Annotated in this window: 18 protein-coding genes; 12 read left to right on the top strand and 6 right to left on the bottom strand. The window is 65.0% G+C overall.

Annotation, left to right across the window (positions count from 1 at the left end):
* The first annotated feature begins 63 nt into the window (after positions 1–63).
* From ACNJYD_RS37535 to ACNJYD_RS37525, 3 genes are all read left to right on the top strand, one after another.
* Positions 64–441 carry an FmdB family zinc ribbon protein gene (locus ACNJYD_RS37535; RefSeq protein WP_439364920.1) on the top strand — a complete coding sequence of 126 codons (378 nt, stop codon included), beginning with the start codon at positions 64–66 and terminating at the stop codon, positions 439–441.
* A 38-nt stretch (positions 442–479) separates the two neighbouring features.
* Entirely contained in the window at positions 480–1,520 is a 1,041-nt protein-coding gene (locus tag ACNJYD_RS37530; protein WP_172788866.1) for an aliphatic amidase, read from the top strand.
* Positions 1,521–1,703: 183 nt separating this feature from the next.
* Complete coding sequence (locus tag ACNJYD_RS37525; RefSeq protein ID WP_439364919.1) at positions 1,704–4,817, top strand: autotransporter outer membrane beta-barrel domain-containing protein; 3,114 nt, start codon at positions 1,704–1,706, stop codon at positions 4,815–4,817.
* A 196-nt stretch (positions 4,818–5,013) separates the two neighbouring features.
* Here ACNJYD_RS37525 and ACNJYD_RS37520 read toward each other — a convergent pair whose 3' ends face one another.
* The 4 genes from ACNJYD_RS37520 to ACNJYD_RS37505 form a co-directional block, all read right to left on the bottom strand.
* Positions 5,014–5,841 (bottom strand): MlaD family protein, encoded by an 828-nt coding sequence (locus ACNJYD_RS37520; protein ID WP_439364918.1) that lies wholly within the window; start codon positions 5,839–5,841, stop codon positions 5,014–5,016.
* A gap of 148 nt (positions 5,842–5,989) precedes the next feature.
* Entirely contained in the window at positions 5,990–8,206 is a 2,217-nt protein-coding gene (locus ACNJYD_RS37515; protein ID WP_439364917.1) for an acetate--CoA ligase family protein, read from the bottom strand.
* A 127-nt stretch (positions 8,207–8,333) separates the two neighbouring features.
* A complete protein-coding gene (locus ACNJYD_RS37510; RefSeq protein ID WP_172788915.1) occupies positions 8,334–8,903 on the bottom strand; it encodes a class GN sortase in 570 nt (189 codons plus the stop codon).
* Positions 8,904–9,111: 208 nt separating this feature from the next.
* The gene (locus ACNJYD_RS37505; RefSeq protein ID WP_439364916.1) at positions 9,112–11,376 is read right to left on the bottom strand and encodes a marine proteobacterial sortase target protein; all 2,265 of its coding nucleotides are present in this window, start codon (positions 11,374–11,376) and stop codon (positions 9,112–9,114) included.
* 187 nt (positions 11,377–11,563) lie between these two features.
* Here ACNJYD_RS37505 and ACNJYD_RS37500 point away from each other — a divergent pair, with 187 nt between their 5' ends.
* On the top strand, positions 11,564–12,334 hold the full coding sequence (locus ACNJYD_RS37500; RefSeq protein ID WP_439364915.1) for a helix-turn-helix transcriptional regulator: 771 nt from the start codon (positions 11,564–11,566) through the stop codon (positions 12,332–12,334).
* Positions 12,335–12,454: 120 nt separating this feature from the next.
* Here ACNJYD_RS37500 and ACNJYD_RS37495 read toward each other — a convergent pair whose 3' ends face one another.
* Entirely contained in the window at positions 12,455–14,005 is a 1,551-nt protein-coding gene (locus ACNJYD_RS37495; RefSeq protein WP_439364914.1) for an acyl-CoA synthetase, read from the bottom strand.
* Positions 14,006–14,271: 266 nt separating this feature from the next.
* Here ACNJYD_RS37495 and ACNJYD_RS37490 point away from each other — a divergent pair, with 266 nt between their 5' ends.
* From ACNJYD_RS37490 to ACNJYD_RS37455, 8 genes are all read left to right on the top strand, one after another.
* On the top strand, positions 14,272–15,408 hold the full coding sequence (locus tag ACNJYD_RS37490) for an acyl-CoA dehydrogenase family protein (protein WP_439367559.1): 1,137 nt from the start codon (positions 14,272–14,274) through the stop codon (positions 15,406–15,408).
* Positions 15,409–15,529: 121 nt separating this feature from the next.
* Positions 15,530–16,693, top strand: coding sequence for an acyl-CoA dehydrogenase family protein (locus ACNJYD_RS37485; protein WP_439364913.1), 1,164 nt, complete (start codon positions 15,530–15,532; stop codon positions 16,691–16,693).
* Positions 16,693–17,349 (top strand): glutathione S-transferase family protein, encoded by a 657-nt coding sequence (locus ACNJYD_RS37480; protein WP_439364912.1) that lies wholly within the window; start codon positions 16,693–16,695, stop codon positions 17,347–17,349. Before ACNJYD_RS37485 ends, ACNJYD_RS37480 begins: the two co-directional genes overlap by 1 nt.
* Before the next feature lie 192 nt (positions 17,350–17,541).
* Complete coding sequence (locus tag ACNJYD_RS37475) at positions 17,542–18,342, top strand: helix-turn-helix domain-containing protein (protein WP_212255903.1); 801 nt, start codon at positions 17,542–17,544, stop codon at positions 18,340–18,342.
* Between the two features lie 189 nt (positions 18,343–18,531).
* The gene (locus tag ACNJYD_RS37470) at positions 18,532–19,398 is read left to right on the top strand and encodes a 3-keto-5-aminohexanoate cleavage protein (RefSeq protein ID WP_439364911.1); all 867 of its coding nucleotides are present in this window, start codon (positions 18,532–18,534) and stop codon (positions 19,396–19,398) included.
* Positions 19,399–19,506: 108 nt separating this feature from the next.
* Entirely contained in the window at positions 19,507–21,123 is a 1,617-nt protein-coding gene (locus ACNJYD_RS37465) for an acyl-CoA carboxylase subunit beta (protein ID WP_439364910.1), read from the top strand.
* Positions 21,120–23,096, top strand: a complete 1,977-nt coding sequence (locus ACNJYD_RS37460; RefSeq protein ID WP_439364909.1) for an acetyl-CoA carboxylase biotin carboxylase subunit — start codon at positions 21,120–21,122, stop codon at positions 23,094–23,096. The genes ACNJYD_RS37465 and ACNJYD_RS37460 overlap by 4 nt, the downstream gene beginning before the upstream one ends.
* A 269-nt stretch (positions 23,097–23,365) precedes the next feature.
* Positions 23,366–24,169 (top strand): hypothetical protein, encoded by an 804-nt coding sequence (locus tag ACNJYD_RS37455; RefSeq protein WP_439364908.1) that lies wholly within the window; start codon positions 23,366–23,368, stop codon positions 24,167–24,169.
* An 89-nt stretch (positions 24,170–24,258) separates the two neighbouring features.
* On the opposite strand, the gene ACNJYD_RS37450 is transcribed toward ACNJYD_RS37455, so the two are convergent.
* The gene (locus ACNJYD_RS37450) at positions 24,259–25,236 is read right to left on the bottom strand and encodes an ABC transporter substrate-binding protein (protein ID WP_439364907.1); all 978 of its coding nucleotides are present in this window, start codon (positions 25,234–25,236) and stop codon (positions 24,259–24,261) included.
* Between the last annotated feature and the right edge of the window lie 117 nt (positions 25,237–25,353).

Below are 25,353 nucleotides of genomic sequence, written 5' to 3'. Positions count from 1 at the left end.
GGGCTGTCGCCACGCGCACGGTGGCAGCGAGTTGTGTGAACAGGCAAGAGCGTAGGTGATGCGATGCCGGTCTACGAATATCTCTGTAACGATTGCGGTCCCTTCAAGGACTTGCGCCCGATGGCGGAATGCGACGATCCGCAAAGCTGTCCGCATTGCGAGACCATGGCGCCGCGCGTCATCCTGACCGCGCCGAACTTCTTCTGCATGCCGGCGGAGAAGCGCAAGGCGCACGCCGTCAACGAGCGCAGCACCCACGCGCCGCAGACGCTGGCGCAATACAAGGCCTCGCATGGCCCGGGCTGCGGCTGCTGCTCGTCGGGCAGGACCGTGAAGGACAAGAGCCCGACCGACAGGAAAAAGCCGGCGCGGCTGATGACCAAGACCAAAAGCGGCGCCAAGGGCTTTCCGACCGCGCGGCCCTGGATGATCAGCCACTAACCCACGACCCACACGAACGGAAGACAGGAGCGCTCAACATGCTTCACGGTGACATTTCCAGCAGCAACGACACGGTCGGCGTCGCGGTGGTCAATTACAAGATGCCCCGCCTGCACACCAAGGCCGAGGTGCTCGACAATGCCCGCAAGATCGCCGACATGATCGTCGGCATGAAGCTCGGCCTGCCCGGCATGGATCTCGTGATCTTCCCGGAATATTCCACGCAAGGCATCATGTACGATTCCAAGGAGATGTACGAGACGGCCTCGATGGTGCCGGGCGAGGAGACCGCGATCTTTGCGGAAGCCTGCCGCAAGGCAAAAGTGTGGGGCGTGTTCTCGCTCACCGGCGAACGCCACGAAGAGCATCCGCACAAGGCGCCCTACAACACCCTGATCCTGATGAACGACAAGGGCGAGATCGTGCAGAAGTACCGCAAGATCATGCCGTGGGTGCCGATCGAAGGCTGGTACCCCGGCAACTGCACCTATGTCTCCGAGGGTCCGAAGGGGCTGAAGGTCAGCCTGATCATCTGCGATGACGGCAATTATCCGGAGATCTGGCGCGACTGCGCCATGAAGGGCGCAGAGCTGATCGTGCGCTGCCAGGGCTACATGTATCCGGCCAAGGAGCAGCAGGTCATGATCTCCAAGGCGATGGCCTGGGCCAACAACGTCTATGTCGCGGTCGCCAATGCCGCCGGCTTCGACGGCGTCTACTCTTACTTCGGCCACTCCGCGATCATCGGCTTCGACGGCCGCACCCTCGGCGAATGCGGCGAGGAGGATTACGGCATCCAGTACGCCCAGCTCTCGAAGCATCTGATCCGCGATGCGCGCCGCAACGGCCAGTCGCAGAACCATCTCTACAAGCTGGTCCATCGCGGCTACACCGGCATGATCAATTCCGGCGACAGCCCGCGTGGCGTCGCGGCGTGCCCGTATGATTTCTACAAGAACTGGATCAAAGACCCCGAAGGCACGCGCGACATGGTCGAGGCGATGACCCGCGCGACGCCGGGTACCGATGAATGTCCGATCGAGGGCATTCCGAATGGATCGGCGGCCAGCAACTATTGAGCTTCTTGCGATCCCCCTCGATATACAGAACGGGAATTCTGCCCTGAAACCGTGGCTCGGCTGCAACATGACTGCCGGATTCTGCCTTGGTTAGGGGCAAACGGGCGAATTCCGGCCTTGCCGTAGTTCTACGGGACCCTCTCATCGCCTAAGTTCCCCCGCGGAACCGGCTGGGAGCGTGGCGTGAGCGGTGAGGGGCAATCGAGGCGGCAGGATCGGCAGTGCGTTGCCGCTTTATCCGTCAGCATGGTCGCGCTCGCTTTGGGGCTCACCTTGCTGGGGTCGCCGGCCCACGCGGCCTGCACACCGGATCCAGCCACGAGCGGCCAGACTGTCACCTGTACGGGTACCGACACCGACGGCTTTCAGGCCGGGGCCGGGGTCGACGGCCTCAATGTCAACGTGCTCTCGGGCGCGACCGTGAACGACAACGGCACGCTCTCGATCGGCGTCAACAATTCCAGCACCGTCACCAACAACGGGACAGTGTCGGCAGGTTCGGGCCTCACCGGCATCGCCGTTGGAAATTCCAACACCGTGATCAACAACAGCACCATCACGGTGCTCGACAACGGCCTCGGCATCCAGGCGATCAATCAAAACGTCATCACCAATGCCGGCACGATCACGACGGGGGACAACGGTGCCGCGATCTCGGTCGGCGACAACAACACCGTCTCCAACAGCGGTGCGCTGTCGGTCGGTGCGTCGGGCGTGGGTGTCTTCTCCGGCCAGAACAACACGGTCACCAACGTCGTGACGGGCACGATCACGGGCGGCGACGGTGCCAGCGGCATTTTTGCGTTTGGTGCCACGACCATCACCAATGCCGGCGCAATCACGGTCGGAAGCTCCGCCGGATTCTCCGGCGGCATTCTGGCGATCAGCAACAACAACACGGTCACCAACACCGCCACCGGTACCATCACGGTCGGGCAGTTTGCGGCCGGCATGTTCCTGCAAGGCAACGTCCAGACCGTCAGCAATTTTGGCTCAATCACGGCCGGCGATGTCGGCGTCGGCATCGCCGTGCAGGGCGATGATGCCAAGGTCACCAACGGCGGTGCGATCACGGTCGGGGATACCGCATCGGCCGGCATTTCTGTGCAGGGTGACCGGGCCATCATAAGCCAGAGCGGCACGATCAGTGTCGGCCTGGGCGGCGTGGGCGTCGCCTATTCTGGTTCGTCGGCCACGATCACAAACAGCGGACGAATTACGGGCGGCGATTTCGCCGAAGGCATTTTTGTTGACGGTGACTCCAATGTCATCACCAATCGCGGCACCATCACCGTCGGCGCTGCCGGCGTCGGCATCGACGTCAGCTCTTTCAGCACGACCAACCAGATCGTCAATACCGGCACGATCAATGTCGGGGCCGGCGGCATCGGCATCAGCGTCAGTGGCGGCGGCAGCGTTTTCAACTCGGGGACCATCAACGCCGGGACGGGTTTGGCCGCGATCGAGTTCTGCATCTGTGGCCCGAACACGCTGACGCTCGGCCCCGGCAGCGTCATCAACGGCCAGGTGCTGGCGACCGGAACCGATACGTTCCAGCTCGGCGGCACCGGCAAGGATACATTCAATCTCGACCTGATCGGCACCGGCCTCCAGTACGACGGCTTTGCGACCTTCAACAAAGTCGATAGCTCGACCTGGATTGTAACGGGCACCGGCAATCAGGACTGGAACGTGCTCGGCGGCACGCTGATGCTCGCCGGCACCATCAACGGCACCGTGAGCATCGCCACCGGCGGCACGTTCGGCGGCATGGGCACGGTCGGCGCGATTGCCGTGAATGGCGGTACGTTTGCGCCGGGCAGCCCGACCGGGACGCTCAACGTGGCCGGCAATCTCTCGTTCACGTCGGCATCGAGCTACATGGTCCAGGTCTCGGGTGCCAACAACGGGCTCGCCGTCGTGGCCGGCACGGCGACGCTTGGCGGGGCGACGGTCGTCGTCGTTCCCACCGGCTCGGTCGCGAAGCACTACAGGATCCTCAGCGCCGCGACGCTGCCCGATACGTTCGATCCTGTCGTCGCCGGCCTGTCGTCCAACCTGCACCCGACGCTCAGCTACGATCCCAACAACGTCTACCTCGACCTCGCGTTGGGCTACGGCAGCGGACTCAACATCAATCAGCAGAACGTCGCCAACGTGTTGACCAACTATTTCAACAGTACTGGCAGCCTGCCCGTGGCGCTCGCAAATCTTTCACCGGCGGGCCTGACCCAGGCCTCCGGCGAGTCGGCGACGGCATCGCAGCAGACGACCTTTGAGGCGATGAACCTGTTCATCAATCTGCTGACCGACGTGTTCGGCTCGGCGCGCAGTGGCACGCCCGGCGCGACACCCTATGCCGATGACGCAAGCGCGAGTGCCTATGCCGCAACCCGTACGACCGCGCGCGACGCGTTCGCCGCGATCGACCGCAAGGCGCCGGCTGCGACGTTCGAGCAGCGTTGGGACGTGTGGGCGGCCGGTTATGGCGGCTCGCAGACCACCGACGGCAATGCCGGCCTCGGCTCGAACACCACCACCAGCAGCGTCTATGGCACCGCAGTGGGCCTCGACTACCGCTTCTCGCCGTCGACGATTGCGGGCTTCGCCCTCGCAGGCGGCGGGACTGGATTCAACGTCAGCGGGCTCGGTTGGGGGCGCTCCGATCTGTTCCAGGCCGGCGCCTTCCTGCGTCATACGGCCGGACCGGCCTACGTCACGGCGGCGCTTGCCTATGGCTGGCAGGACGTTACGACCAACCGCGTCGTGACGGCCGCCGGCTATGACCAGTTGCGGGCGCAGTTCAACGCCAACGCCGTCTCGGGCCGCATCGAGGGCGGCTATCGCTACGCCATGCAATGGGCCGGCGTCACGCCCTACGCCGCGCTCCAGGCCACCTTGTTCAGCCTTCCCGCCTATGCCGAGTCGGCGGTGGTGGGCAGCAACGTCTTCGCGCTCAACTATGCCGCCAAGGACGTGACCAGCACCCGCTCCGAGCTCGGCCTGCGCGCGGACCGGTCCTTTGCCGCGGCAGGCGGCCTGATGACCCTGCGCGGCCGCCTCGCCTGGGCGCACGATTACAATCCGGACCGTACGGTCGGTGCGGTGTTCCAGACGCTGCCGGGATCGGCCTTCGTCGTGAACGGCGCCGCGCAGGCGCGCGACTCCGCGCTGACCACGGCATCGGTGCAGATGAACTGGATGAACGGCTGGTCCGCGTCGGCGACATTCGAGGGCGAGTTCTCGAACCTCACGCGGTCCTACGCCGGCAAGGGTCTCGTGCGCTACGCGTGGTAAGCTCGATTGATAGGCCACGGCGGGATTGCCATCCTCCCCTGGAGGGGGCGGATCGGTTCGCATGCAGCGAAGCGCAATGCGAACCGAGGTGGGGTGACAGTCTATCCGCAGTACACACTGCCCGCGTTGAGAGATCACCCCACCCCGCTCGCGCTCCGCGCGATCGACCCTCCCCCTCCAGGGGAGGGTCAGGAGGCTACTGCTTCTTCTGCTCGGGCTTGCGCGGTGGGCGCGGGGATGCAGGCGCCGGCGCGCCGCTCATCTTGTTGGCGGCCTCGCTGACGTCGAGCAGCGAGCGGCGAATGTCGTCGAGATAGGCTGCCGACTTTTTCTTCATGGTGCCGGCAAGCTCGTGCAGCCCCTGGATCTTCTCGAACAGCTCGTCCGCCTTGCCGTCGACGAAGCCCGGCACCGCGCCTTCGATCTTCCCGACCGCCTTGTCGAAGCCCGCAAAGGCGCTGTCCACCTTGGCCATGACGGAGTCGATCTCGCCGCCCTTGCTCCTGAGGTCGGCGGTATAGTTCTCGAACGTGTGCAGGCCCTCCTTGATCCCTGGGGCGTTGTTCACGATGGTGCGGTCGACGCTGTGCAGGGTTTCGACGATGGTTTCGGCGTCGCTGAGATCGGCCGTCAGCACCGGGATGCCGTCCGCGTCCAGCGGCACCGGCGGTGCAGAGGGGACGCCGCCGATCAATGAGATCGCGGCAACGCCGGTGAGACCCTGGAACTCGATGCCTGCCACGGTGTCCTTGCGGATCGGCGCGGCATTGTCGAGCATGACGAGCGCCACGATCCTGCGGGGACTCTCCAGCTTGATCGACAGGATCTGGCCGGCGGGCACGCCGTCGAAATTAACCGGCCCACCGCGGCGCAGGCCGCTGGCGGAGCCGCCCTCGAACACCACGCGCAACTGGCTGCGGCTCTGGATGGTGCGCCATTTCTGCGCGCCGAGCAGGCCGCCGAACGCCACGGCGATCGCCGCCAGCGTCGCCGTTCCGATCACAAGATTGCTCGCGCGTGCCATGCAGGGGCGATTTTACGGCCAAAGTGGGGAAGTTGGAAGGAGCCCGCGATCCTACGTAGGGCGGGTTAGCGAAGCGTAACCCGCCGCTTTCGCCTCAGCAGTCGTGTAGATTGGCGGATTACGCTGGCGCTAATCCGCCCTACGCACCTCAGTGTCCCGCCGCCCGCCTCGCCGCGGCGTTGTTCAGCACGATCAGCGCGTCGACGGCGACGCCCGTCCTGGCATTGATCAGGAACGGGTTGATGTCGATCGAAGCGATGCGATCGCCCGCATCCGCAATCAAATTGGACAGCCCGACCAGCGCCTTCACCGCCGAGGCCTCGTGCAAGACCGGCCTGCCGCGAAAGCCGCGCAGCTTGATGCCGGCCTTGGTGCGGCCGATCAGGAGCCGTGCTTCGCTTGCGTCCAGCGGCGCGCCGGCGAGCGCGACGTCCTTCATCAGCTCGATGTCGATGCCGCCGGTGCCGAACAGCACGACCGGGCCCATCTCGGCATCGAGCGAGGCGCCGACCACCAGCTCGAGCTCGGCCTTGACCTGCTGTGCGATCAGGATGCCGTCGAGCTTCGGCTTGCCCTTGAGTTTCGCGACCCGCGCTGTGATGTCGGCGAACGCCTTCTTCACCTCGGCCGCGCTGTTGAGGTTCAGCACCACGCCGCCGATATCGGACTTGTGCAGGATCTCGGCGCTGACGACCTTGGCCACGACCGGAAAACCGATCTGCTTGGCAATCTTGACGGCGTCCGCCGCGGTCTGTGCGATCGCCTCCTTCGAGATCGGGATGCCGTAGGCCTTGAGCAACCTCTTCGAGGCGACCTCGTCGAGCGCGGCGCCGGTTGCCGATGTCAGCGACTTCTCCAGCACGGCGCGCGCGGCGGGCTTCGAGCTCGAGACGATGTCGGGCACCTCCTTGCGCAGCTTGGCGTAAGCGAGCAGCGACTTGATCGCGGTCACCGCGCGGTCCATGCCCTGCATGACCGCGAGATGTGGCAGCGACTTCCGCAAGTCCTTGGTGTGCTCGGTGAAGCCGATCGACATCGCGCTGATATAGATCACCGGCTTGCCCGCCCTGCTCGCCATCTCGTTGACGATGCGCAAGTTGCGCTCGCGCAGCTCGTGCGGCGCCTTCGGCAGCTCGGCATCGACGATGACGATGTCGATATCGGGGTCGTCGATCATCAGCTTGATCGACTTCATGTAGACGGAGGGATCGACCACCGCGGCGAAGCCGGCATCGAGCGGATTGCCGACGATCGAGCCGGGGCCGAGCATCTTCGCGAGCTCCGCACTGACATGCGGGCTCAGCGGCGCGAAGTTCAGGCCTGCGGCGTAGAAGGCGTCGATCAGCATGCCGCGCTTGCCGCCGGACAGCGTCACGGCGGCAAGCCGGTCGCCTTTGGGCAAGCCAGCGTGGACGAAGCACTCAGTGGTCTCGATCAGCTCGTCGAGGCCGCCGACCCGGATCACCCCTTCGCGCGTCGCGATCGCGTCGAACGTCTCGATCGAGCCGGCGAGCGCGCCGGTATGCGCCATCGCCGCGGCGCGGCCGCCTTCGGAGGCGCCGAGCTTGAGGGCGATCACGGGCTTGCTCGCCGCGCGTGCTGCCTTGCAGGCGTCGCGGAAGGCCTTGGTGTTGCGCACGCCTTCGAGGTAGACGACGATCACCTTGATGCTCGGATCCTCGGCGAAATAGCGCATCAGATCCGGCGTCTCGAGTCCGGCCTCGTTGCCCGTGGTCACCATGTAGCCGACGCCGACACCCCGGTCTTCCAGCGCCTGGCGGATCGCCATGACGATGGCGCCGGATTGGCCGGCGATCGCGACTGCGCCTTGCTCCATGGTGACGATGCGATCGTCGATATTGGTGAAGAGCTTTTCGCCGGCGCTTAAATTGCCGAGGCAGTTCGGGCCGGTCACGGCGAGCCCCGTCTTGCGCACGGCCGCCTGCAATTCGGCAGCGAGCTTCTGGCTTTCGTCATCCTGCAGCTCGCTGAAGCCCGAAGTGACGATGGTGGCCGAACGTGCGCCGGCCGCGGCGGCGTCGCGGATGACCTGCACGGCAAAGCGCGCAGGCACCAGCACCAGGACATGATCGGGCTTCTCCGGAAGACTCGCAAAGTCCTTGTAGCAGGGAACGCCCCAGATGGCGTCGCGCTTGGCATTGACCGGATAGAGGCCGCCCTCGTAGCCGTACTTGATCAGATTGTTCCAGATGCGCTCGGCATAATTGCCGGGCTTGTCGGTCGCGCCCACCAGCACGATGTTGTGCGGGTGCAGCATGGCATGGATACCCTTGATGATGTCGCTGGCATCGGGCGGCGGAGACCATGGACGGGACGCGGATGCAGCAGACACATGGGCTTCCATGGCGTGACCTCACCTGTTGTTCTTATTGGTGTCGCGTCACTCTGTTATATGGCGAGTCCTTTGGCAACTGTGTGGCTGGTATGCCGTGTGGTGGAATGAAGTGAGCATCGGTGCGTGTCAGTCCGATCTATCCGTCGGCGCTAATCAATGTTGCATGCAGGGTGTAGCGCTCGGGGCCGGATGTGACGGCATCGAAGGGCCAGCAAGTCGCGAGAACAAGCTCGAAACCCTGTGCCATGGGATCGATGCCCGACGCATCGAAGCGAACCACGGCCGAGGAATCTGCGCGATAGCGAAAATGTCGACCGTCGCTGCGTGTGACATCGATGACGTCACCCATGGCAACATCTTTCAGGAAGCGAAAATGAGTGTCGCGATGGGCGGCATAGACGGCAATCCCGCGCTCGCCCGCTTCAGCCGTGTGCTGGACATGGCCCGGCCCGAAAGCAAGCGCCTGGCCGCTCGTGCCTTCCAGCACGATCGCGCTGGCGCCGATCCGCTTGACTTCGATCCGCGCGACCGGCCAGGTGTCGGCCCATGACCAGGGCTTCACCGCCTGCCTTGTCGCAACGCTTCGGTCGAATGCCCGCTCCAGCAGCACCTGCGCCAGCCAGGCCTTGGCATGGATGTAGGCACCGTCGCCGAACAGGATGAGGCCGATCAACGCCAGGATCAGCGGAGAGATGAGGCGGGGCATTTTATCCACGATCGTCATTGCGAGCCACCGGGTCCGCGCGAAGCGCGGCCCGATGACAGGCTCCGCGAAGCAATCCAGAGTCTCTCCGCGGAGGCAGCCTGGATTGCTTCGCTGCGCTCGCAATGACCGTGAGAAAAAGGCGCGCGCGGCCGTTTGGAGGGGACGGGCAGCCGCGCGCGCTAACAGAGGAGTTCGGGGGGCTCCTCTCTCAAACGGTGTCAGTGAGCAAGGGCTGACGCCGGTTGAACACGAACAGGACCAGGGCGAGCACGATCAGGATGAAACCCGCGAGCATCTTCAGCTCGGCCGAGGTTGCGGTCTTGGGCAGACGGATCGCGTCGGGCGCGGCAGGCGTCGGCCGTCGCGCCGCCGGCTGATTGCGCGCATCGGCGTGACGTTCGCGCAGCTGTGTCGGCGTCAGATGCGGCCGCTCGCCGAACACTTTCTCGAACTCCCAGCCCGCGGGCAGGTTGATCGGCAGCTCGCTGAGCTTCAGCGGCGCGCCTTCGGGACGGCTTGGCGTCTTGTCGACCGCGACGAGGCTGGTCAGCCGCGTGACGATCTGATGGTCGAGCGCCAGCGCCAGGATCGCCTTGTCGGAGTCTTCGGGTGTCATCTCTCGCAGGGTGCGTGCCACCTCCGCATCGGCGATCTTGCGCCTGGCCCAGAGTTTCGACAGACCCTTGCCTTCGGCGGCGTTTTGCAGCGGCAGCGTCACCGACCACGGACGGTCGCCGACGCGGCCCTTGATCTCGAGTGAGCCTGCGAGCTTGTCGAGCTTGGCCGCCAGCACCAGGGGCTCGTCGCGATAGACGTCCGGAATGATCGCCGGAGTGACGTCGGCTTTGGCGTCGGAGAATTTTGCGGTGAGGCCGGTCACGGCCGGATTCTCCAGCCTGGCGAACAGGCCGCGCATGCGCTCCTCGACCTGCTCGACGGAACCGATATGGGTGAAGGCGCCGCGGCCGAGCTCGGCGGCGCGGGTCATCAGATAGGTGTTGGGCGCAGATCCGATGCCGACCATGAAGACACGCGAGCGGCCGCGCATCGTCGTGATCGCATCGAACAATTGCTGCTCGTTGCCGATCGCGCCGTCGGTCAGGAACACGATCTGGCGGACCATGCCGGTGTCGCCGAGCTTGTCGGTCAGTGCCGCGCGCATCGCCGGCACCATCTCGGTGCCGCCGCGCGCCTGCAAGGCGCCGACGAAGGAGGTCGCCTCGCCGACATGCGCGGCATCGGCCGGGACGGAGGCCGGAAACAGCACGTCCATGGTGTCGTCGAAGCGGATCACGTTGAAGCGGTCGTTCGGCTGCAGGCGGCCGAGGGCGTAGAGCAGGCTCGCCTTGGCCTGCACGATGGAGGTGCCGCCCATCGAGCCGGAATTGTCGATCACGAACACGACCTCGCGCGGCAGCGGCTTCTGCGTCGCCTGCTCGGCGCTCGGCGGGGTGACGAAGGCCACCAAATAATCGGCATTGCCGACATGCTCGCGAAACAGGCCGACCGACGGCGCTTTCTCCCCAGCCGGCCTCCAGGTCAGCTCGAAGTCACGGTCGGCGGGCACGGCACCGTCGGCGAGCGTCACCACGCGCGTCGCATTGTCCGGGCTTTCCGTCTTGACGTTGTGATGGTGGCTCTTGACCTCGCCGAGCGCGAAGCCGGCCTGCAGGCGTACCGTGATGCCGGTCGGATTCACCGGCGCATTCCGGGCCGGGTCCAGCACAGGGGGCGAGATGCGCTCACGATCCGGCACCGGGTCCGACGTCGCCGCGCCCCAGCCCGAGCCATCCTTGCGGAAGTCGACGCTCTGGATGATCGGCGCGGGATTGTAGCGCGGTCCGACCACGAGCGGCAGGCGCAAAGAATATTCGTTGCCGACTTGATGCACCGGCTCCTGGTACTCGATCTGCACCAGCACGGTTTCGCCGGGGCCGATATTGGCGACCGAGTTGGTGAAGATGTTCGGCCGTTCCTGCTCGGTGAGCGCGGCCTTCTGGCCGGCGCGGCGCGCCTCCTCGTAAATCACGCGCGCCTGCTGCCGTTCCTTGATGTCGCCGACGATGACGCGGTCGCCGACCACCATCTTCAGCGTGTCGACCGCGCCGCCGGGCGCGAGCGGATAGACATAGGTGGCCTCGACCCAATCCTTGCTCGGGTTGCGGAATGCTTGCGTGACGCGGGCGCGCAAGGTCGGGCCCGACACCGTGATGTCGACATCGGTCCCGAGGCGGATCGCCTCTAGGGTGGCGCCGTCCTGCTTCAGCAACAGGCTGCCCGAGCGTGCTTCGCCGGGCTGGAGCAGGCTGGCCTGTTCGGCCGTTGCCGACCAGCCCGCGCCAAAACTCACCAGCAGGGCCAGAAAGGCGACCAGCATCACTGCGATGCCTTGCGCGAGAAGGAACAGTCCGACCTTGATGAGCCGGCTCAACAGGGGGTGTTCGTCGCTGTCGGCCGTGTCGTAGGCGTCCATTTGGGTTGCTCCCGCAGCATGTTTGCTAGCCTTCAGCATCCGCCGGCGGGGCGGCATTTCGCGAGCAGAATGATCGGCAATGTTCCGCCGCGGCCGGCCCCGGCTCATTTCGGCCGGGGCGGTCATGTGCGGTTTTGTGCTGGTTTGTCCGCCCTGCTAGAGTGACCCTCCTGGAGCGGGGCTGACGATGCAGACGCAGGACAAACTCACCGACAAGCAGCTTTCGGACGAGCAGAGCCGCGAGATCGCTGAGACCATTCGCGAGGAGCTCGCCCGGCGGCGGATCTCCCGGCAGGCGCTGGCCGAGCAGGCCAAGCTTAGCCTGTCGACGCTGGAGAAGGTGCTCGGCGGCCGTCGCCCGTTCACGCTGGCGACGACCGTCCGGCTGGAGCAGGCGCTCGGCGTCTCCTTGCGCAAAAGTGTTGTCGTGGCGACGCCCGCGGCCGCAAGCGACGTCGCGCCCGACAGCCTCGGCTCCTATGCCCATCGCGCGGTGACCTGGCTCGAGGACGTCTACATCACCTTGCGGCCGTCGTTCGGCGACACGGATGCGATCTTCGCCTATCGCACCGAGATCGCGTGGGAGCCGAAGGTCTCGTCGCTGGTCTTTCGCGAGGGCGATCGGACCGATGCCGCCTACGAACATACCGGCGAGGTCGCCGTCCCGCATCAGTCCGGCTTCATCTACCTCGTCATCATCAAGCATGGCCAGCACCGCGTGATCACGGTGTCGCGGCCGACGGTGTCGGGCGAGATGTACGGCATCATCTCGACGCTGCGCGCCGGGCCCGGGTCGCAGCTCACGCCGATCGCGGCGCCGATCGCCTATGTGCCGCTCAGGAACGTTGCGAAGCCGTCTCTGGGCCGGGTCGCGTCCGGCGATGCCAACTATGAGCTGTACCGAAAGCACCTGCGTCGCACGGTGGAAGAGCCCTTCGCGCTCTTCCTGCCGGCATAGCCGCTTCGATCTCGTTCAGCACGCCTTCCGGCGCGTTGAGGCTTGCGGGCATCGTCGAGCGCCGCTCGAGACGTCGATCACCACATGCGCTCAAGAAAGCGCCCGCAAGGGGCGCTTCGATCAGGCGTTGGCGACCTTCTTGTCGATTTCGGACGCCGCCGAGAACGCCTTGCGCAGGGTCGGCTTGTGGATCTTGCCGGTGGCGTTGCGCGGCAACGCATCGACGAAGCGGATCTGGCGCGGGCATTTGAAGCGCGCCAGATTGGCCGCGCAATGGGCGAACAGCTCGGTTTCCGTCAGCTTGTGTCCCGGCTTGATCGCGACGATGGCAAGGCCAACCTCGCCCCATTGCGCATCAGGAATGCCGATCACGGCAGCTTCCGCGATGGCGTTGAGCTGGTGCAGCACGTTCTCGACCTCGGCCGGATAGACGTTCTCGCCGCCCGAGATGTACATGTCCTTCCAGCGATCGACGATGTAGTAGAAGCCTTCCTCGTCGACGCGGGTGGCGTCGCCCGTGTGCAGCCAGCCGTCGGTGAAGGAGGTCTCGTTCACCTCCGGCCTGTTCCAGTAGCCCGGCGTGATGTTGGGGCCCTTGACCCAGAGTTCGCCGAGCTCGCCGACATCGGCGTCGCTGCCGTCCGGGCGAACGATACGCACCTCGGTGTGCAGCACCGGCTTGCCGGCGGAGCCGGCCTTGCGCGCTGCATCCTCGCGGTCGAGCACCAGCACAGCCGGCGAAGTCTCGGTCATGCCGTAGCCCTGCTGCAGCGCGACGCCGCGCGCTTCCCAGACTTTCAGCAGCGGCACCGGCATCGGCGCGCCGCCGACACCGCCGACGATCAGCCGGCTGAGGTCGGTGGTCGCGAAGGCCGGATGCTGTGCCATGAACTGATAGATCGCAGGCACGCCGAAGAACACGTTGATGCCCTGCGCGGGATCGTTGATCAGGCCGAGCGCCGTGCCGGGATCGAAGGCGCGCATGATCATCACGGTGCCGCCGGCATGCAGCACGGGATTGGTGTAGCAGTTGAGTCCGCCGGTGTGAAACAGCGGCAGCACGGTGAGCAGCACCGAGGTCGGCCCGATGCAGGCCGGGCCGCCGAGATTGACGCAATTCCAGAAGGTCATGCCATGCGTGATGGTCGCGCCCTTCGGATGCCCTGTCGTGCCCGACGTGTACATGATGGTCGAGACATCATCGAGCGTCACGTCCTCGGCGCGCGCCAGCGGCTTTGCGGCGGCGATGCCGGCTTCATAGCTGCCGCCCGGACCAAGCAGCAGGCTGGTCGCAACGTTGCAGAGCTTCGCCACGCTGAGCGCCGTCTCGGCCAGATCAGTATCGTGGATCATCGCCTTCGGCGCGCAGTCGGCGGTGATGAACTGAAGCTCGGGTACCGTGAGGCGGGTGTTGAGCGGCACGAAGATCGCCCCCAGCCGCCCGCAGGCGAACTGCACCTCCAGCGTATCGGTCGTGTTCAGCGCCAGCACCGCGACGCGGTCGCCGCGCGAGACGTTGAGCGTGTGGCGCAGCAACGAGGCGAGGCGTGAGACGCGGGCATCGAGCTGCGAATAGGTGAAGCGGCGCTCGCTCGCGAGGTCGACGACCGCGACCTTGTCAGGCGCGCGGCGGGCATGATGGGCGATCCAGTCGTAATAGCGAACGGCCAAAGACGTCTCCCTCGACGGCCTCGTGCCGCCCGCTTTCTTGCTGCTTGCGCACCATGCCCGGCCTGGCCCTGGGTCAGCCGGAGTCTGTGCAGCAGCGTTTTTTTGCGCCAGAGTTGGCCTGCAAGCGGTGAAAATCGTCTTGCGTTGAGTTGCTGGCTTGCTGCCTTGCTTGAAGCGTCCCGCTCCAATCAGCCACTCCGCGCAAGTGAGCGGCCAAGGTTCCAGCCATGGTGGCCGGGACGAATCCGTTCGAGGCAAGTCCCGCGATGAAGAGCCCGTTCTATACCGCCGAGCACGACGCGTTCCGCGACGTGATGCGGCGCTTCGTCGAGAAGGAGATCGCGCCCTTCGCCCATGAGTGGGACGAAGCCGGCGAATTCCCGCGCGAGCTCTATCGCAAGGCGGCCGAAATCGGCCTGCTGGGACTTGGATTCCCGGAAGAATATGGCGGCATCTCCGCCGACCAGTTCATGAAGATCGTGGCGAGCCAGGAGCTTGCGCGCGCTGGCGCGGGCGGTGTCAGCGCGAGCCTGATGAGCCACACCATCGGCTCGCCGCCGATCGCGCGGGCCGCACGGGCCGAGGTAAAGGCGCGGGTGCTGCCGCAGGTGCTGGCCGGCGAGAAGATCTCCGCACTGGCGATCACCGAGCCGGGCGGCGGCTCCGACGTCGCGAACCTGCGCACCCGCGCGCGGCGCGACGGCGATCACTACGTCGTGAGCGGCGAGAAGACCTTCATCACGTCAGGGATGCGAGCCGATTATCTGACCGTTGCGGTGCGCACCGGCGGCGAGGGCGCCGGCGGCGTCAGCCTGCTCCTGATCGAGGGCGACACGCCCGGCCTGTCCAGGACCAAGCTGAAGAAGATGGGCTGGTGGGCCTCCGATACCGCGACGCTGCATTTCGACGAATGCCGCGTGCCCGCCGAGAACCTGATCGGCGAGGAGGGCCAGGGCTTCAAGATCATCATGCAGAATTTCAACAGCGAGCGCATGGGCATGGCGGCGAGCTGCACCGCCTTCGCGCGGGTCTGCCTCGACGAGGCGATCGCCTATGCCAAGGAACGCAAAACCTTCGGCAAGCCGCTCGCGCAGCACCAGGTCATCCGCCACAAGATCGTCGATATGGCGCAGAAGGTGGCAGCCTCGCAAGCGATGCTGGAGATGCTGGCCTGGCGGCTCGAGCAGGGCGAGAGCCCGGTCGCCGAAATCTGCATGATGAAGAACCAGGCGACGCAGACCATGGCGTTCTGCGCCTCCGAGGCCGTGCAGATCTTCGGCGGCGCCGGCTTCATGCGCGGCATCAAGGCCGAACGCATCTACCGGGAGGTCAAGGTCAACGCCATCGGCGGCGGCACCGAGGAGATCATGAAGGATCTGGCGTCCAGGCAGATGGGGTTGTGACTTTCTGTCATTCCGGGGCGCGCGTAGCGCGAGCCCGGAATCCATCAGGCCGCATGCACCGTGGAGAAATGGATTCCGGGCTCATCGCTGCGCGATGCCCCGGAATGACAAAGGGGAAAGAATGCTATTCACCGCCGACCACGACGACATCCGCCGCTCCCTACAAAAGTTCATCGCCAACGAGATCAATCCTCACGTCGATGAGTGGGAAAAGGCCGACATCTTCCCGGCGCACGAGCTGTTCAAGAAGATGGGCAGCCTCGGCTTCCTTGGCCTGAACAAGCCGGTCGAGTTCGGCGGCTCCGGCCTCGACTATTCCTACGCGCTGATGATGGCCGAGGAGCTCGGCGCCATCACCTGCGGCGGCGTGCCGATGGCGATCGGGGTGCAGACCGACATGGCAACGCCGGCATTGGCGCGCTTCGGCTCCGACGAGGTGCGGCGCGAATTCCTCAGCCCCTCGATCTCCGGTGACTACGTCGCCTGCATCGGCGTCTCCGAGCCGGGCGCAGGCTCGGACGTCGCCTCGATCAAGACCCAGGCACGCTCCGACGGCGACGATTACGTCATCAATGGCGGCAAGATGTGGATCACCAACGGCACCCAGGCCGACTGGATCTGCCTGCTCGCCAACACCGGCGACGGTCCCGTTCATCGCAACAAATCGCTGATCTGCGTCCCCATGAAGAGCAAGGGCGTCACCGTTGCGCGAAAACTCGACAAGATGGGCATGCGCTCCTCCGACACCGCGCAGATCTTCTTCGACAATGTCCGTGTGCCCAAGCGCAACCGGATCGGCGAGGAGGGCAAGGGCTTTACCTACCAGATGATCCAGTTCCAGGAGGAGCGCTTGTGGGGCGCGGCCGCCTGTCTGAAGGCGCACGAATACATCATCGACCAGACCGTCGCGTACACGCGCAATCGGAAAGCGTTCGGCAAGTCGATCCTCGACAACCAGGTGGTGCACTTCAAGCTCGCGGAGATGCAGACCGAGGTCGAGCTCTTGCGCGCGCTGATCTATCGTGCTGGCGAGCAGCTGGTCGCCGGCGAGGACGTGACGCGGCTCGCGACCATGGCCAAGCTGAAGGCCGGCCGGCTGGGGCGCGAGCTCACCGACGCCTGCTTGCAATATTGGGGCGGAATGGGCTTTACCAACGAGACGCCGGTCAGCCGCGCCTATCGCGACAGCCGCCTGACCTCGATCGGCGGCGGCGCCGACGAGGTCATGCTGATGGTCCTGTGCAAGATGATGGGTACGCTGCCTGGCAGCAAAGGAAATTCCTGATGATCACGCTCTATCACTGCGATGCCGCGCGCTCGTTCCGTCCGCTCTGGATGCTGGAGGAGATGGGGCTGCCGTATGAATTGAAGATGCTGCCGTTCCCGCCGCGCGTCTTCGCCAAGGATTATCTCGGCATCAATCCGCTCGGCACGATTCCCTTCCTGATCGACGGCGAGACCAGGATGACGGAATCCTCGGGCATCTGCCATTACCTCGGCACCAAATACGGCCCGACGCCGTTGATGGTCGGCCTGGAAGATCCCGCCTATGGCACGTTCCTGAACTGGATGTATTTCAGCGACGCCACGTTAACCTTCCCGCAAACGCTGGTGCTGAGATACACCCAGCTCGAGCCGGAGGAGCGCCGCAACCCGCAGGTCGCCACCGATTACGCGAAATGGTTCTTGGGGAGACTGCGCGCCGTTGAGGCAGCGACGGCGAATGCCGAAACATTGTGCGCGGGCCGCTTCACCGCTGCGGACATTGTCATCGGTTACGCGCTTCGGCTCGCGAGCAATATCGGGCTTGCCAAGGATTTCGGGCCAAACGTCGCAGCCTATTGGGCCCGCCTGCAGCAGCGCGACGGCTACAAGCGCGCCGTTGCTGCGGAGCAAAAGGCCGGGGAAGAGCAGAATATCGCGCCAAGAGTGAGGGCGTAGGTTCCAGGGCCGTCATTCCGGGGCGATGCGCAGCATCGACTCGGAATCTCGAGGTTCCGGGTTCGCGCTTTGCGCGCCCCGGAACGACAGCGCAGTTTTTATGACAGCGCTATCCTACCGTGACAGCGCCCAAATTTCCGCTAAGGTGACCTCCGTCCGCAGCGGCCAGAGAGCCGCGCGAGGAGGAACCCAATGGAATATAACGGTCGCGAATCCGACCATCTGATGCTGATCACGCCGGAGCGCGTGTTTTATGCGGGCCTGCTCGGCCGTCCGCGCAAGCGGACCCCCGGTTGCTGCCACGTCTATGTCGCGGTGAAGGGCAATCTGCACCTCACCATCGACGACGTCCTCGCCACCGGCGAGCTGTTCGTCACCCTGCCGAACCAGCGGCATTCCATCGCCAGCGACTATCGTACCGTGATCAGCGTGACGCTGGAGCCGGAGAGCATGCCGGATGGCGTGATCGAAGCCTTGGCCGTGCGCTTGACCGGGCCCGATCGGGCCGCCTATGCCCGCAAGATCCTCGCCGCCTATGCGCTGCTGCGCCAGCGCCGTTATGGCGACATCACCACCGCCGAGTTCGACGAGATGTGCTTCGGCGAGGCGCTGCCGCGCCGTGTGCTCGACCCGCGCATCTCGCGCGCCGTGGCCCGCATCGAGCGCTTCTCCGGCGAGCCGGTGACGGCCGACACCTGCGCCGCGGAAGCTGGCCTCTCGGCCTCGCGCTTCCTGCATCTGTTCAAGGAGGAGACCGGCATCTCGTTCCGCTCCTTCCGCGCCTGGAAGCGCGCGCGGCATCTGCTGCACTTCGCCAACCAGGATCTCAACCTCGCCCATCTCGCGCAGGACATCGGCTATCCCGATTCCACGCATTTCAGCCACTCGATCCGCCGCTTCTACGGCCTCAAGCCGCGCGCGATCTTCGTCGGCTCGCGGGATCTTGCGATCTATCGCAGCACCGAGACGGTGCGGATGGCGGAGGCATCGTAGCTTCGTAGGGTGGGTTAGCCGAAGGCGTAACCCACCAATTCTGTCTCTGCGAAGATCAAAGAGGTGGGTTACGCCTTCGGCTAACCCACCCTACGGATCTCCTTTCCCAGCTTCTCCGCGCAAGAAGCCGCATGTCGCGCGGCACATGATCGCCAGCGTTGAATTCTCAACGTGCGAGACATTGAACGCATGAGCGACAAGGCCGTCATCACCTGCGCGCTGAACGGCGTGCTCACCGACCCCAGGCAGCACAACGTGCCCGTGACGCCCGAGCAGATGGCGCGCGAGGCCAAGGCTGCGTTCGAGGCCGGCGCGTCCATCATGCACATCCATCTGCGCCAGCAGGCGCCGGGCAAGGGACATCTGCCGTCCTGGGAGGTCGCGGTCAGCAAGGAGATCCAGCAGGCGATCCGCGAAGCCTGCCCGGGCGTGATCATCAACCACACCTCGGGCGTGTCGGGGCCGAACTACGCCGGCGCGCTCGACTGCATTCGCGAGACCAGGCCGGAGATCGCCGCCTGCAATGCCGGCTCGCTGAATTATTTGAAGGTGAAGGCCGACAACAGCTGGGCCTGGCCGCCGATGATGTTCGACAATTCGGTCGAGAAGGTGAAGGACTATCTCGACGTCATGAACGCCGTCGGCACCATTCCCGAGTTCGAATGCTTCGACGTTGGCATCGTGCGTTGCGTCGGGATGTACACCCAAGTCGGCATGTACAAGGGCCCGCTTGAATATAACTTTGTGATGGGCGTCGCCTCCGGCATGCCGGCCGACCCTGAATTGCTGCCGATCCTGATCAAGCTGAAGCGTCCCGAAGCGCATTGGCAGGTCACCGCCATCGGCCGCGAGGAGATCTGGCCGCTGCACCAGCGCTGTGCCGAGCTCGGCGGTCACTTGCGCACCGGCCTCGAGGACACGTTCTACCTCGCCGACGGCAAGAAGGTGACGTCGAACGGCCAGCTCATCGAAGCCGTCGCCGCCTGCGCAAGGCGCGCCGGCCGCGAGATCGCGTCACCGGCCGAGGCGCGGAAGATCTTTGGGACGAACAGGTAGGTATCGCCTCACCCGTCATTGCGAGCGAAGCAATCCAGAATCTCTCCGCGGAAGCAGCCTGGATTGCTTCGTCGCTTCGCTCCTCGCAATGACGAGCAGGATCAAGTCATGTCCATTCTCGAAAACACCATTTCCCCCGGCAGCGCCAGCTACCACGCCAATCGCGACGGCATGCTCGGGCTGATCGACCGCATGCGCGCGCTCGAAGAGCGCACGCGCGCGGCCTCGGCCGCGGCGAAGGACCGCTTCCACAAGCGCGGCCAATTGCTGCCGCGCGAGCGCGTCGCGCTGGTGCTCGATCCCGGCGCGTCCTTCATCGAGCTGTCGACGCTCGCCGGCTACATGTTCGACGTGCCGGATGCGACCAAGAGCGTGCCGGGCGGCGGCGTCATCGCCGGCATCGGCTTCGTCTCGGGCATCCGCTGCATGGTCAGCGCCAGCGATTCCGGCATCGACGCCGGCGCGCTGCAGCCTTACGGCCTCGACAAGACGCTGCGGGTGCAGGAGCTCGCGCTGGAGAACAAGCTGCCTTATGTCCAGCTGGTCGAGAGCGCCGGCGCCAATTTGCTGCGCTATCGCGTCGAGGATTTCGTCCGTGGCGGCAACATCTTTCGTAACCTGGCGCGGCTCTCGGCCGCCGGCCTGCCGGTCGTCACCGTGACGCATGGTTCGTCCACCGCGGGCGGCGCATATCAAACCGGTCTCTCCGACTACATCGTCATGGTGCGCGGCCGCACCCGCGCCTTCCTTGCAGGGCCGCCGCTGCTGAAGGCCGCGACCGGCGAGATCGCGACCGAGGAGGAGCTCGGTGGCGCCGAGATGCACACGCAAATCTCCGGCCTCGGCGATTATCTCGCCGAGGATGATCGCGACGCGCTTCGCATCGCGCGCGAGATCATGGCGGCGATGGAATGGGAGCGGCCGGGCAGGGCGGCTCCAGAGTTCAAGCCGCCGCGCTACGATCAGGACGAGCTGCTCGGCATCATGCCGATGGACCACAAGCGCCCGGTCGACATGAAGCAGGTGATCGCGCGCATCATCGACGATTCCGATTTCACCGAGATGGCGCCGAATTACGGCCCGGCCACCGTCTGCGGCCATGCCCGCATCGAGGGCCAGGCGATCGGCATCATCACCAACAACGGCCCGCTCGATCCCGCCGGCGCCAACAAGGCGACGCATTTCATCCAGGCCTGCTGCCAGACCCGCACGCCGATCCTCTATCTCAACAACACCACCGGCTACATGGTCGGCAAGGCCTATGAAGAGGCCGGCATGATCAAGCACGGCTCCAAGATGATCCAGGCGGTCACGTCGGCGACGGTGCCGCAGATCACCATCTATTGCGGCGCCTCGTTCGGTGCCGGCAATTACGGCATGTGCGGCCGCGGCTTCCATCCGCGCTTCTGCTTCTCCTGGCCCAACGCCAAGACCGCGGTGATGGGCGGCGAGCAGGCGGCCGAGACCATGGCGATCGTGACCGAGGCCGCCGCGGCGCGCCGCGGCAAGCCGATCGAGAAAGACAAACTGGACGCGATGAAGGCGCAGATCATCGGCGTGTTCGACGGGCAGATGGATGTGTTCTCCACCAGCGCCCGCGTGCTCGATGACGGCGTGATCGATCCGCGCGACACCCGCGCCGTGCTGTCGGAGGTGCTCGCGATCTGCCGCGAGGGCGATGCGCGCACGCCCCAGCGCATGCAATTCTCGGTGGCGCGCCCATGAGGAACGGATCAGTGCAGCAGCGGCCGTTCTTCAAGATCCTGGTCGCCAACCGCGGCGAGATCGCGCTGCGCGTGATGCGCAGTGCGCGGCACCTCGGCCTTGGCGTCGTCGCGGTCTATTCCGATGCCGATCGCGATGCGCTCCATGTGCGCGAGGCCGATCAGGCCGTGCGCATCGGCGAAGCCCTGCCGGCGCAATCCTATCTCAACATTCCCGCGATCGTCGCCGCGGCCAAGGCCAGCGGTGCGGATGCCGTTCACCCCGGCTATGGCTTCCTCGCCGAGAACGAGGAGTTTGCGCGCGCCTGCAAGGAAGCCGGCCTCGTCTTCATCGGCCCGTCGCCGCAGGCGATCGAGGCGATGGGCAACAAGGCCGGCGCCAAGGAGATCATGAAGAAAGCCGGCGTGCCGATCGTGCCCGGCTATCAGGGCGCAGACCAAGGCGACGAGGTCATGCTCGCGGAAGCCAGAACGATCGGCTTTCCCGTGATGATCAAGGCGGTCGCCGGCGGCGGCGGACGCGGCATGCGACTCGTCACCGATGCGGCGTCGTTCCCCGATGCGCTGCGCAGCGCGCGGTCGGAAGCGAAGGCCGCGTTCGGCGATGCCACACTCATCCTCGAACGTGCCATCCAGAACCCTCGCCACATCGAGATCCAGGTGTTCGGCGACGGCCACGGCAACGCCATCCATCTCGGCGAGCGCGATTGCTCGGTGCAGCGGCGCCACCAGAAGCTGATCGAGGAGGCGCCGTCGCCCGCCGTCACGCCGGAGCTGCGTGCGAAGATGGGCGAGGTTGCGGTCGCAGCGGTTAGGGCGCTGCGCTATGAGGGCGCCGGCACGCTGGAATTCCTGCTCGACCAAGGCGGCGCGTTCTACTTCATGGAGATGAACACGCGCCTCCAGGTCGAGCATCCCGTGACCGAGGCCATCACCGGGCTCGATCTCGTCGAGCTGCAGTTGCGCGTTGCGCGCGGCGAACCCTTGCCGGTGAAGCAGCAGGACATCAAGTTCTCCGGCCACGCCATCGAGGTCCGGCTCTGCTCGGAAGACGCCGGGCACGACTTCATGCCGCAGTCCGGCCGCATGGCGCGCTGGCAGGTGCCAGAGGGCATCCGCGTCGAGCACGCGTTGCAATCGGGCTCGGAGATCCCGCCGTTCTACGATTCCATGATCGCCAAGGTGATCAGCCACGGCGCCACGCGCGAGGAGGCGAGGGGACGGCTGATCGTCGGCCTCGAGCAGCTCACCGCGTTCGGCGTAACCACGAACCAGGCGTTCCTGTTGTCCTGCCTGCGTCATCCCGGCTTCGCCAAGGGCGAGGCGACGACGGCGTTCATCGGCACGCATCGCGATGACTTGCTGGCGCCGCGCGCGGACGCGGCATTCGAGACCGCGCTGGCGGGCCTGCTGCTCTACGTCACCAACCCGCGTGCACCGTCCTGGCAGGACGGGCGGAGCCTCGCCGCCACTTTTCCGCTGCCGGCGAAAATCGAGATTGCCGGCCAGACGCTGGAGCTCGACATCAGGCGCGAACGCGACGGCAGCTACACGGTCATTACCGACGGCCGCCAGGAGAAGTTCGAAATTGATCAGCTCGATCCCGACAGCATCCGCTTCCGCCGCGCCGGCGTGATGGACAGCGCAAAATTCCTGCGCGACGGCGATCGGCTCTACCTGCAGCACCGCGGCATCCCGCTCGCGGTCACCGATCTCACCCTCGCCGCGCCAAAAGCGGCCGCAAGCAATGGCGGCGACGGCAAGGTCCGCGCCGCCATGAACGGCCGCGTGGTCGCCGTGCTGGTCAAGCCCGGCGACCGCGTCACCGCCGGCCAGCCGGTGCTGACGCTGGAAGCGATGAAGATGGAGCACGTCCACAAGGCCGGCATCGACGGCGTGGTCAGCGCGATCGACGTCGCCGAAGGCGAGCAGGTGACGACGGGACGGATCGTCGCGGAGATCGGGGCGGAGTAGCGTCGCTAACGCGGTCTCGTAGGGTTGGCAAAGGCGCGAAGCGCCGTGCCCACGAATGTCGATCGTAAAGCGGGTTTGGTGGGCACGGTTCCGCCTTCGCTCTTCGAGCTACGGCGGACAAGTCGCTTTGCCCAGCCTACGGCGCCTCCCGAAACGCCAACGATTTCAATGGGGTTTTCGCGCACAAAAGTTTGCGCACAAACTCTATTGAACATTGTTCATTCCGCGGCTACAAATAATGAACTTTGTTCAATCAGCTGGAGCCTCGCATGTTGCACGCCGATGACCCCGCCCAAGCGGCCACTGCCAGGCTGCCTTCAGTGTCCCGCCGATTTGTATTGGGCGCGTTGCAAGCCCGCGAAAAATACCTGCTTGCTGCATTCATCATCCTGATCCTGGCTGCGCTCTTTGCGCCCGCATTGCCCGCCTCCGCCTGGCACATCCCGCATTTCGTCGACGACCGCACCTGGCTCGGCGTGCCCAACGCCGGCGATGTGCTGAGCAATCTCGCCTTCCTCGCGATGGGCGTCTGGGGCTCGGAGCGGCTGCGGGCCCGCCATGATGCGCCAGTCGGTGCGAGCTGGTTCTTCGTGGGTCTGATCCTCACGTGCCTGGGCTCAGGCTTCTATCATCTCGATCCCGACATGCCGCAGCGGCTCGTCGCCGATCGTCTGGGCATGGCGGTCGCGTTTGCAGGATTTCTCGGCATCGCCGCCAGCGAGCGGATCAGCACGCGCGCAGGCGAAGCGGTGCTGGTGCTGACCATGATCGCGGGCCTGTTAGCTGCCTGGGTCGCACGCGAGAATCTCGCGCCATGGGTGATCGCGCAGTTCGGCGGCATGGCGCTCGCCGTGGGGCTCGCGTTGACGCGTCCCCGGCCCGGCGCGCTTGGCGTGCCGCTCGGCGGCGTGATCGTCTTCTATGTGATCGCCAAGCTTTTCGAGCTGGGTGATGTGACCGTGTTCGAAGCGACCGGGCACATGGTCTCGGGCCACACGCTCAAGCATCTCGCCGCCGCGCTCGCGGCCTGGCCGGTGATCCGGGCGCTGGGATCTAGGCCGTGTACGCACTAAGGGGCTGGCCGCCGGCCCCATACTTTCGGAGAAGCGGCAATCTCGCTGAGGGGCCAGAAGCGGACTAGTTCGACGGCACGACAATACGTTTATTCAATCACCTGATCCGCACGGGCGAGCAACGTTGGTGGAATCACGATGTTCAAGGCAGTAGCGGTCTTGACATTGACCACCAACTCGAACTTTGCCGGCTGTTGAATCGGAAGCTCGGCAGGTTTGACGCCTTTGATGATCTTATCGACGTATGCTGCGCCTCTCCTGAACAGGTCGACGAGGTCGGGGCCGTAGCTCATGAGCGCTCCCATTTCGGCCGCATCGCGATAACCAAAAATTGCCGCTAGTTGTGCCTCCCGCGCAGCATCAACGATATTACGCCGATACGTCCAAAGTAGCCCTTCTGGAAAAACAATGAGTCCCTCAACGTTTCCGCGAAGTGAACGGAATACAGTGTCGATCTCCTCCGCTCGGCGCACATCGTAAGCGCTGAGAGTAAGCTTTTGCAGTTGTGCTGCCTGCTTTACCGCATCAAGATAGAAACGGCTGCCGGGGTTGCCAGAATTCCAAAGCGCGCCAATTCGAGTGAGTTTAGGGGCTGCTTCGTGCAGAAGCTCGAGCATTTTAGCGTTTGTTTCCGGCGTGACCTCCAAAGAAAAGCCAGTCAAGTTGCCACCCGGATGAGAGATGCTGGCAGCGAGTCCACCTCCTACGGGATTAACGACGGCAAGCGCGACGATTGGTATCTGTGCCGTAGCCTTCTTGATAGCAACAGCTGGCGGATGGCCAGCCGTGACAATCACGTCGGGCTCACTCTGGACCAACTCGCGCGCTACGTCGTCATATTCGCTCTCATGCCCCGCCATCCAGCGGTATTGGATAGAAATGTTGCGCCCCTCACTATAACCTAACTCCTTCAATCCTTGCCTGAGGGACTCGGCAAGAGGGTTCGGGCCAGCCGCAACCGAAAAGAAAACAACTCGCCATCCCTTTCCTGATCTCTGCGCTCTAACCGATCGCGGCGCAAGCACCGAGATAATTCCGCTTGCAACGAGGCCTCGTCTATCGATCATGCGACGCTCCCCCTGAAGGTGCGTTACGCCTTTGCAACGGCAGGATACTCGCTTACGCCGCCCGTGACCCGCGAAACAAGGTCGCAGCGAGGAGGAGGTCAGCCGTGATATCCGCTT

Origin of the sequence: Bradyrhizobium sp. SPXBL-02 (genome assembly GCF_051853065.1) — a bacterium.
GTDB lineage: Bacteria > Pseudomonadota > Alphaproteobacteria > Rhizobiales > Xanthobacteraceae > Bradyrhizobium.
Note: the sequence above shows the minus strand (reverse complement) of the source record. Positions and strands in the feature narration are given on the sequence as shown.

Bases quoted from the DNA above. Each gene is read 5' to 3' on its own strand.
- ACNJYD_RS37535 (WP_439364920.1), top strand. From the start codon at position 64: ATGCCGGTCTACGAATATCTCTGTAACGATTGCGGTCCCTTCAAGGAC.
- ACNJYD_RS37530 (WP_172788866.1), top strand. From the start codon at position 480: ATGCTTCACGGTGACATTTCCAGCAGCAACGACACGGTCGGCGTCGCG.
- ACNJYD_RS37520 (WP_439364918.1), bottom strand. From the start codon at position 5,841: ATGGCACGCGCGAGCAATCTTGTGATCGGAACGGCGACGCTGGCGGCG.
- ACNJYD_RS37515 (WP_439364917.1), bottom strand. From the start codon at position 8,206: ATGGAAGCCCATGTGTCTGCTGCATCCGCGTCCCGTCCATGGTCTCCG.
- ACNJYD_RS37510 (WP_172788915.1), bottom strand. From the start codon at position 8,903: ATGCCCCGCCTCATCTCTCCGCTGATCCTGGCGTTGATCGGCCTCATC.
- ACNJYD_RS37505 (WP_439364916.1), bottom strand. From the start codon at position 11,376: ATGGACGCCTACGACACGGCCGACAGCGACGAACACCCCCTGTTGAGC.
- ACNJYD_RS37500 (WP_439364915.1), top strand. From the start codon at position 11,564: ATGCAGACGCAGGACAAACTCACCGACAAGCAGCTTTCGGACGAGCAG.
- ACNJYD_RS37490 (WP_439367559.1), top strand. From the start codon at position 14,272: ATGAAGAGCCCGTTCTATACCGCCGAGCACGACGCGTTCCGCGACGTG.
- ACNJYD_RS37485 (WP_439364913.1), top strand. From the start codon at position 15,530: ATGCTATTCACCGCCGACCACGACGACATCCGCCGCTCCCTACAAAAG.
- ACNJYD_RS37480 (WP_439364912.1), top strand. From the start codon at position 16,693: ATGATCACGCTCTATCACTGCGATGCCGCGCGCTCGTTCCGTCCGCTC.
- ACNJYD_RS37475 (WP_212255903.1), top strand. From the start codon at position 17,542: ATGGAATATAACGGTCGCGAATCCGACCATCTGATGCTGATCACGCCG.
- ACNJYD_RS37470 (WP_439364911.1), top strand. From the start codon at position 18,532: ATGAGCGACAAGGCCGTCATCACCTGCGCGCTGAACGGCGTGCTCACC.
- ACNJYD_RS37465 (WP_439364910.1), top strand. From the start codon at position 19,507: ATGTCCATTCTCGAAAACACCATTTCCCCCGGCAGCGCCAGCTACCAC.
- ACNJYD_RS37460 (WP_439364909.1), top strand. From the start codon at position 21,120: ATGAGGAACGGATCAGTGCAGCAGCGGCCGTTCTTCAAGATCCTGGTC.
- ACNJYD_RS37455 (WP_439364908.1), top strand. From the start codon at position 23,366: ATGTTGCACGCCGATGACCCCGCCCAAGCGGCCACTGCCAGGCTGCCT.
- ACNJYD_RS37450 (WP_439364907.1), bottom strand. From the start codon at position 25,236: ATGATCGATAGACGAGGCCTCGTTGCAAGCGGAATTATCTCGGTGCTT.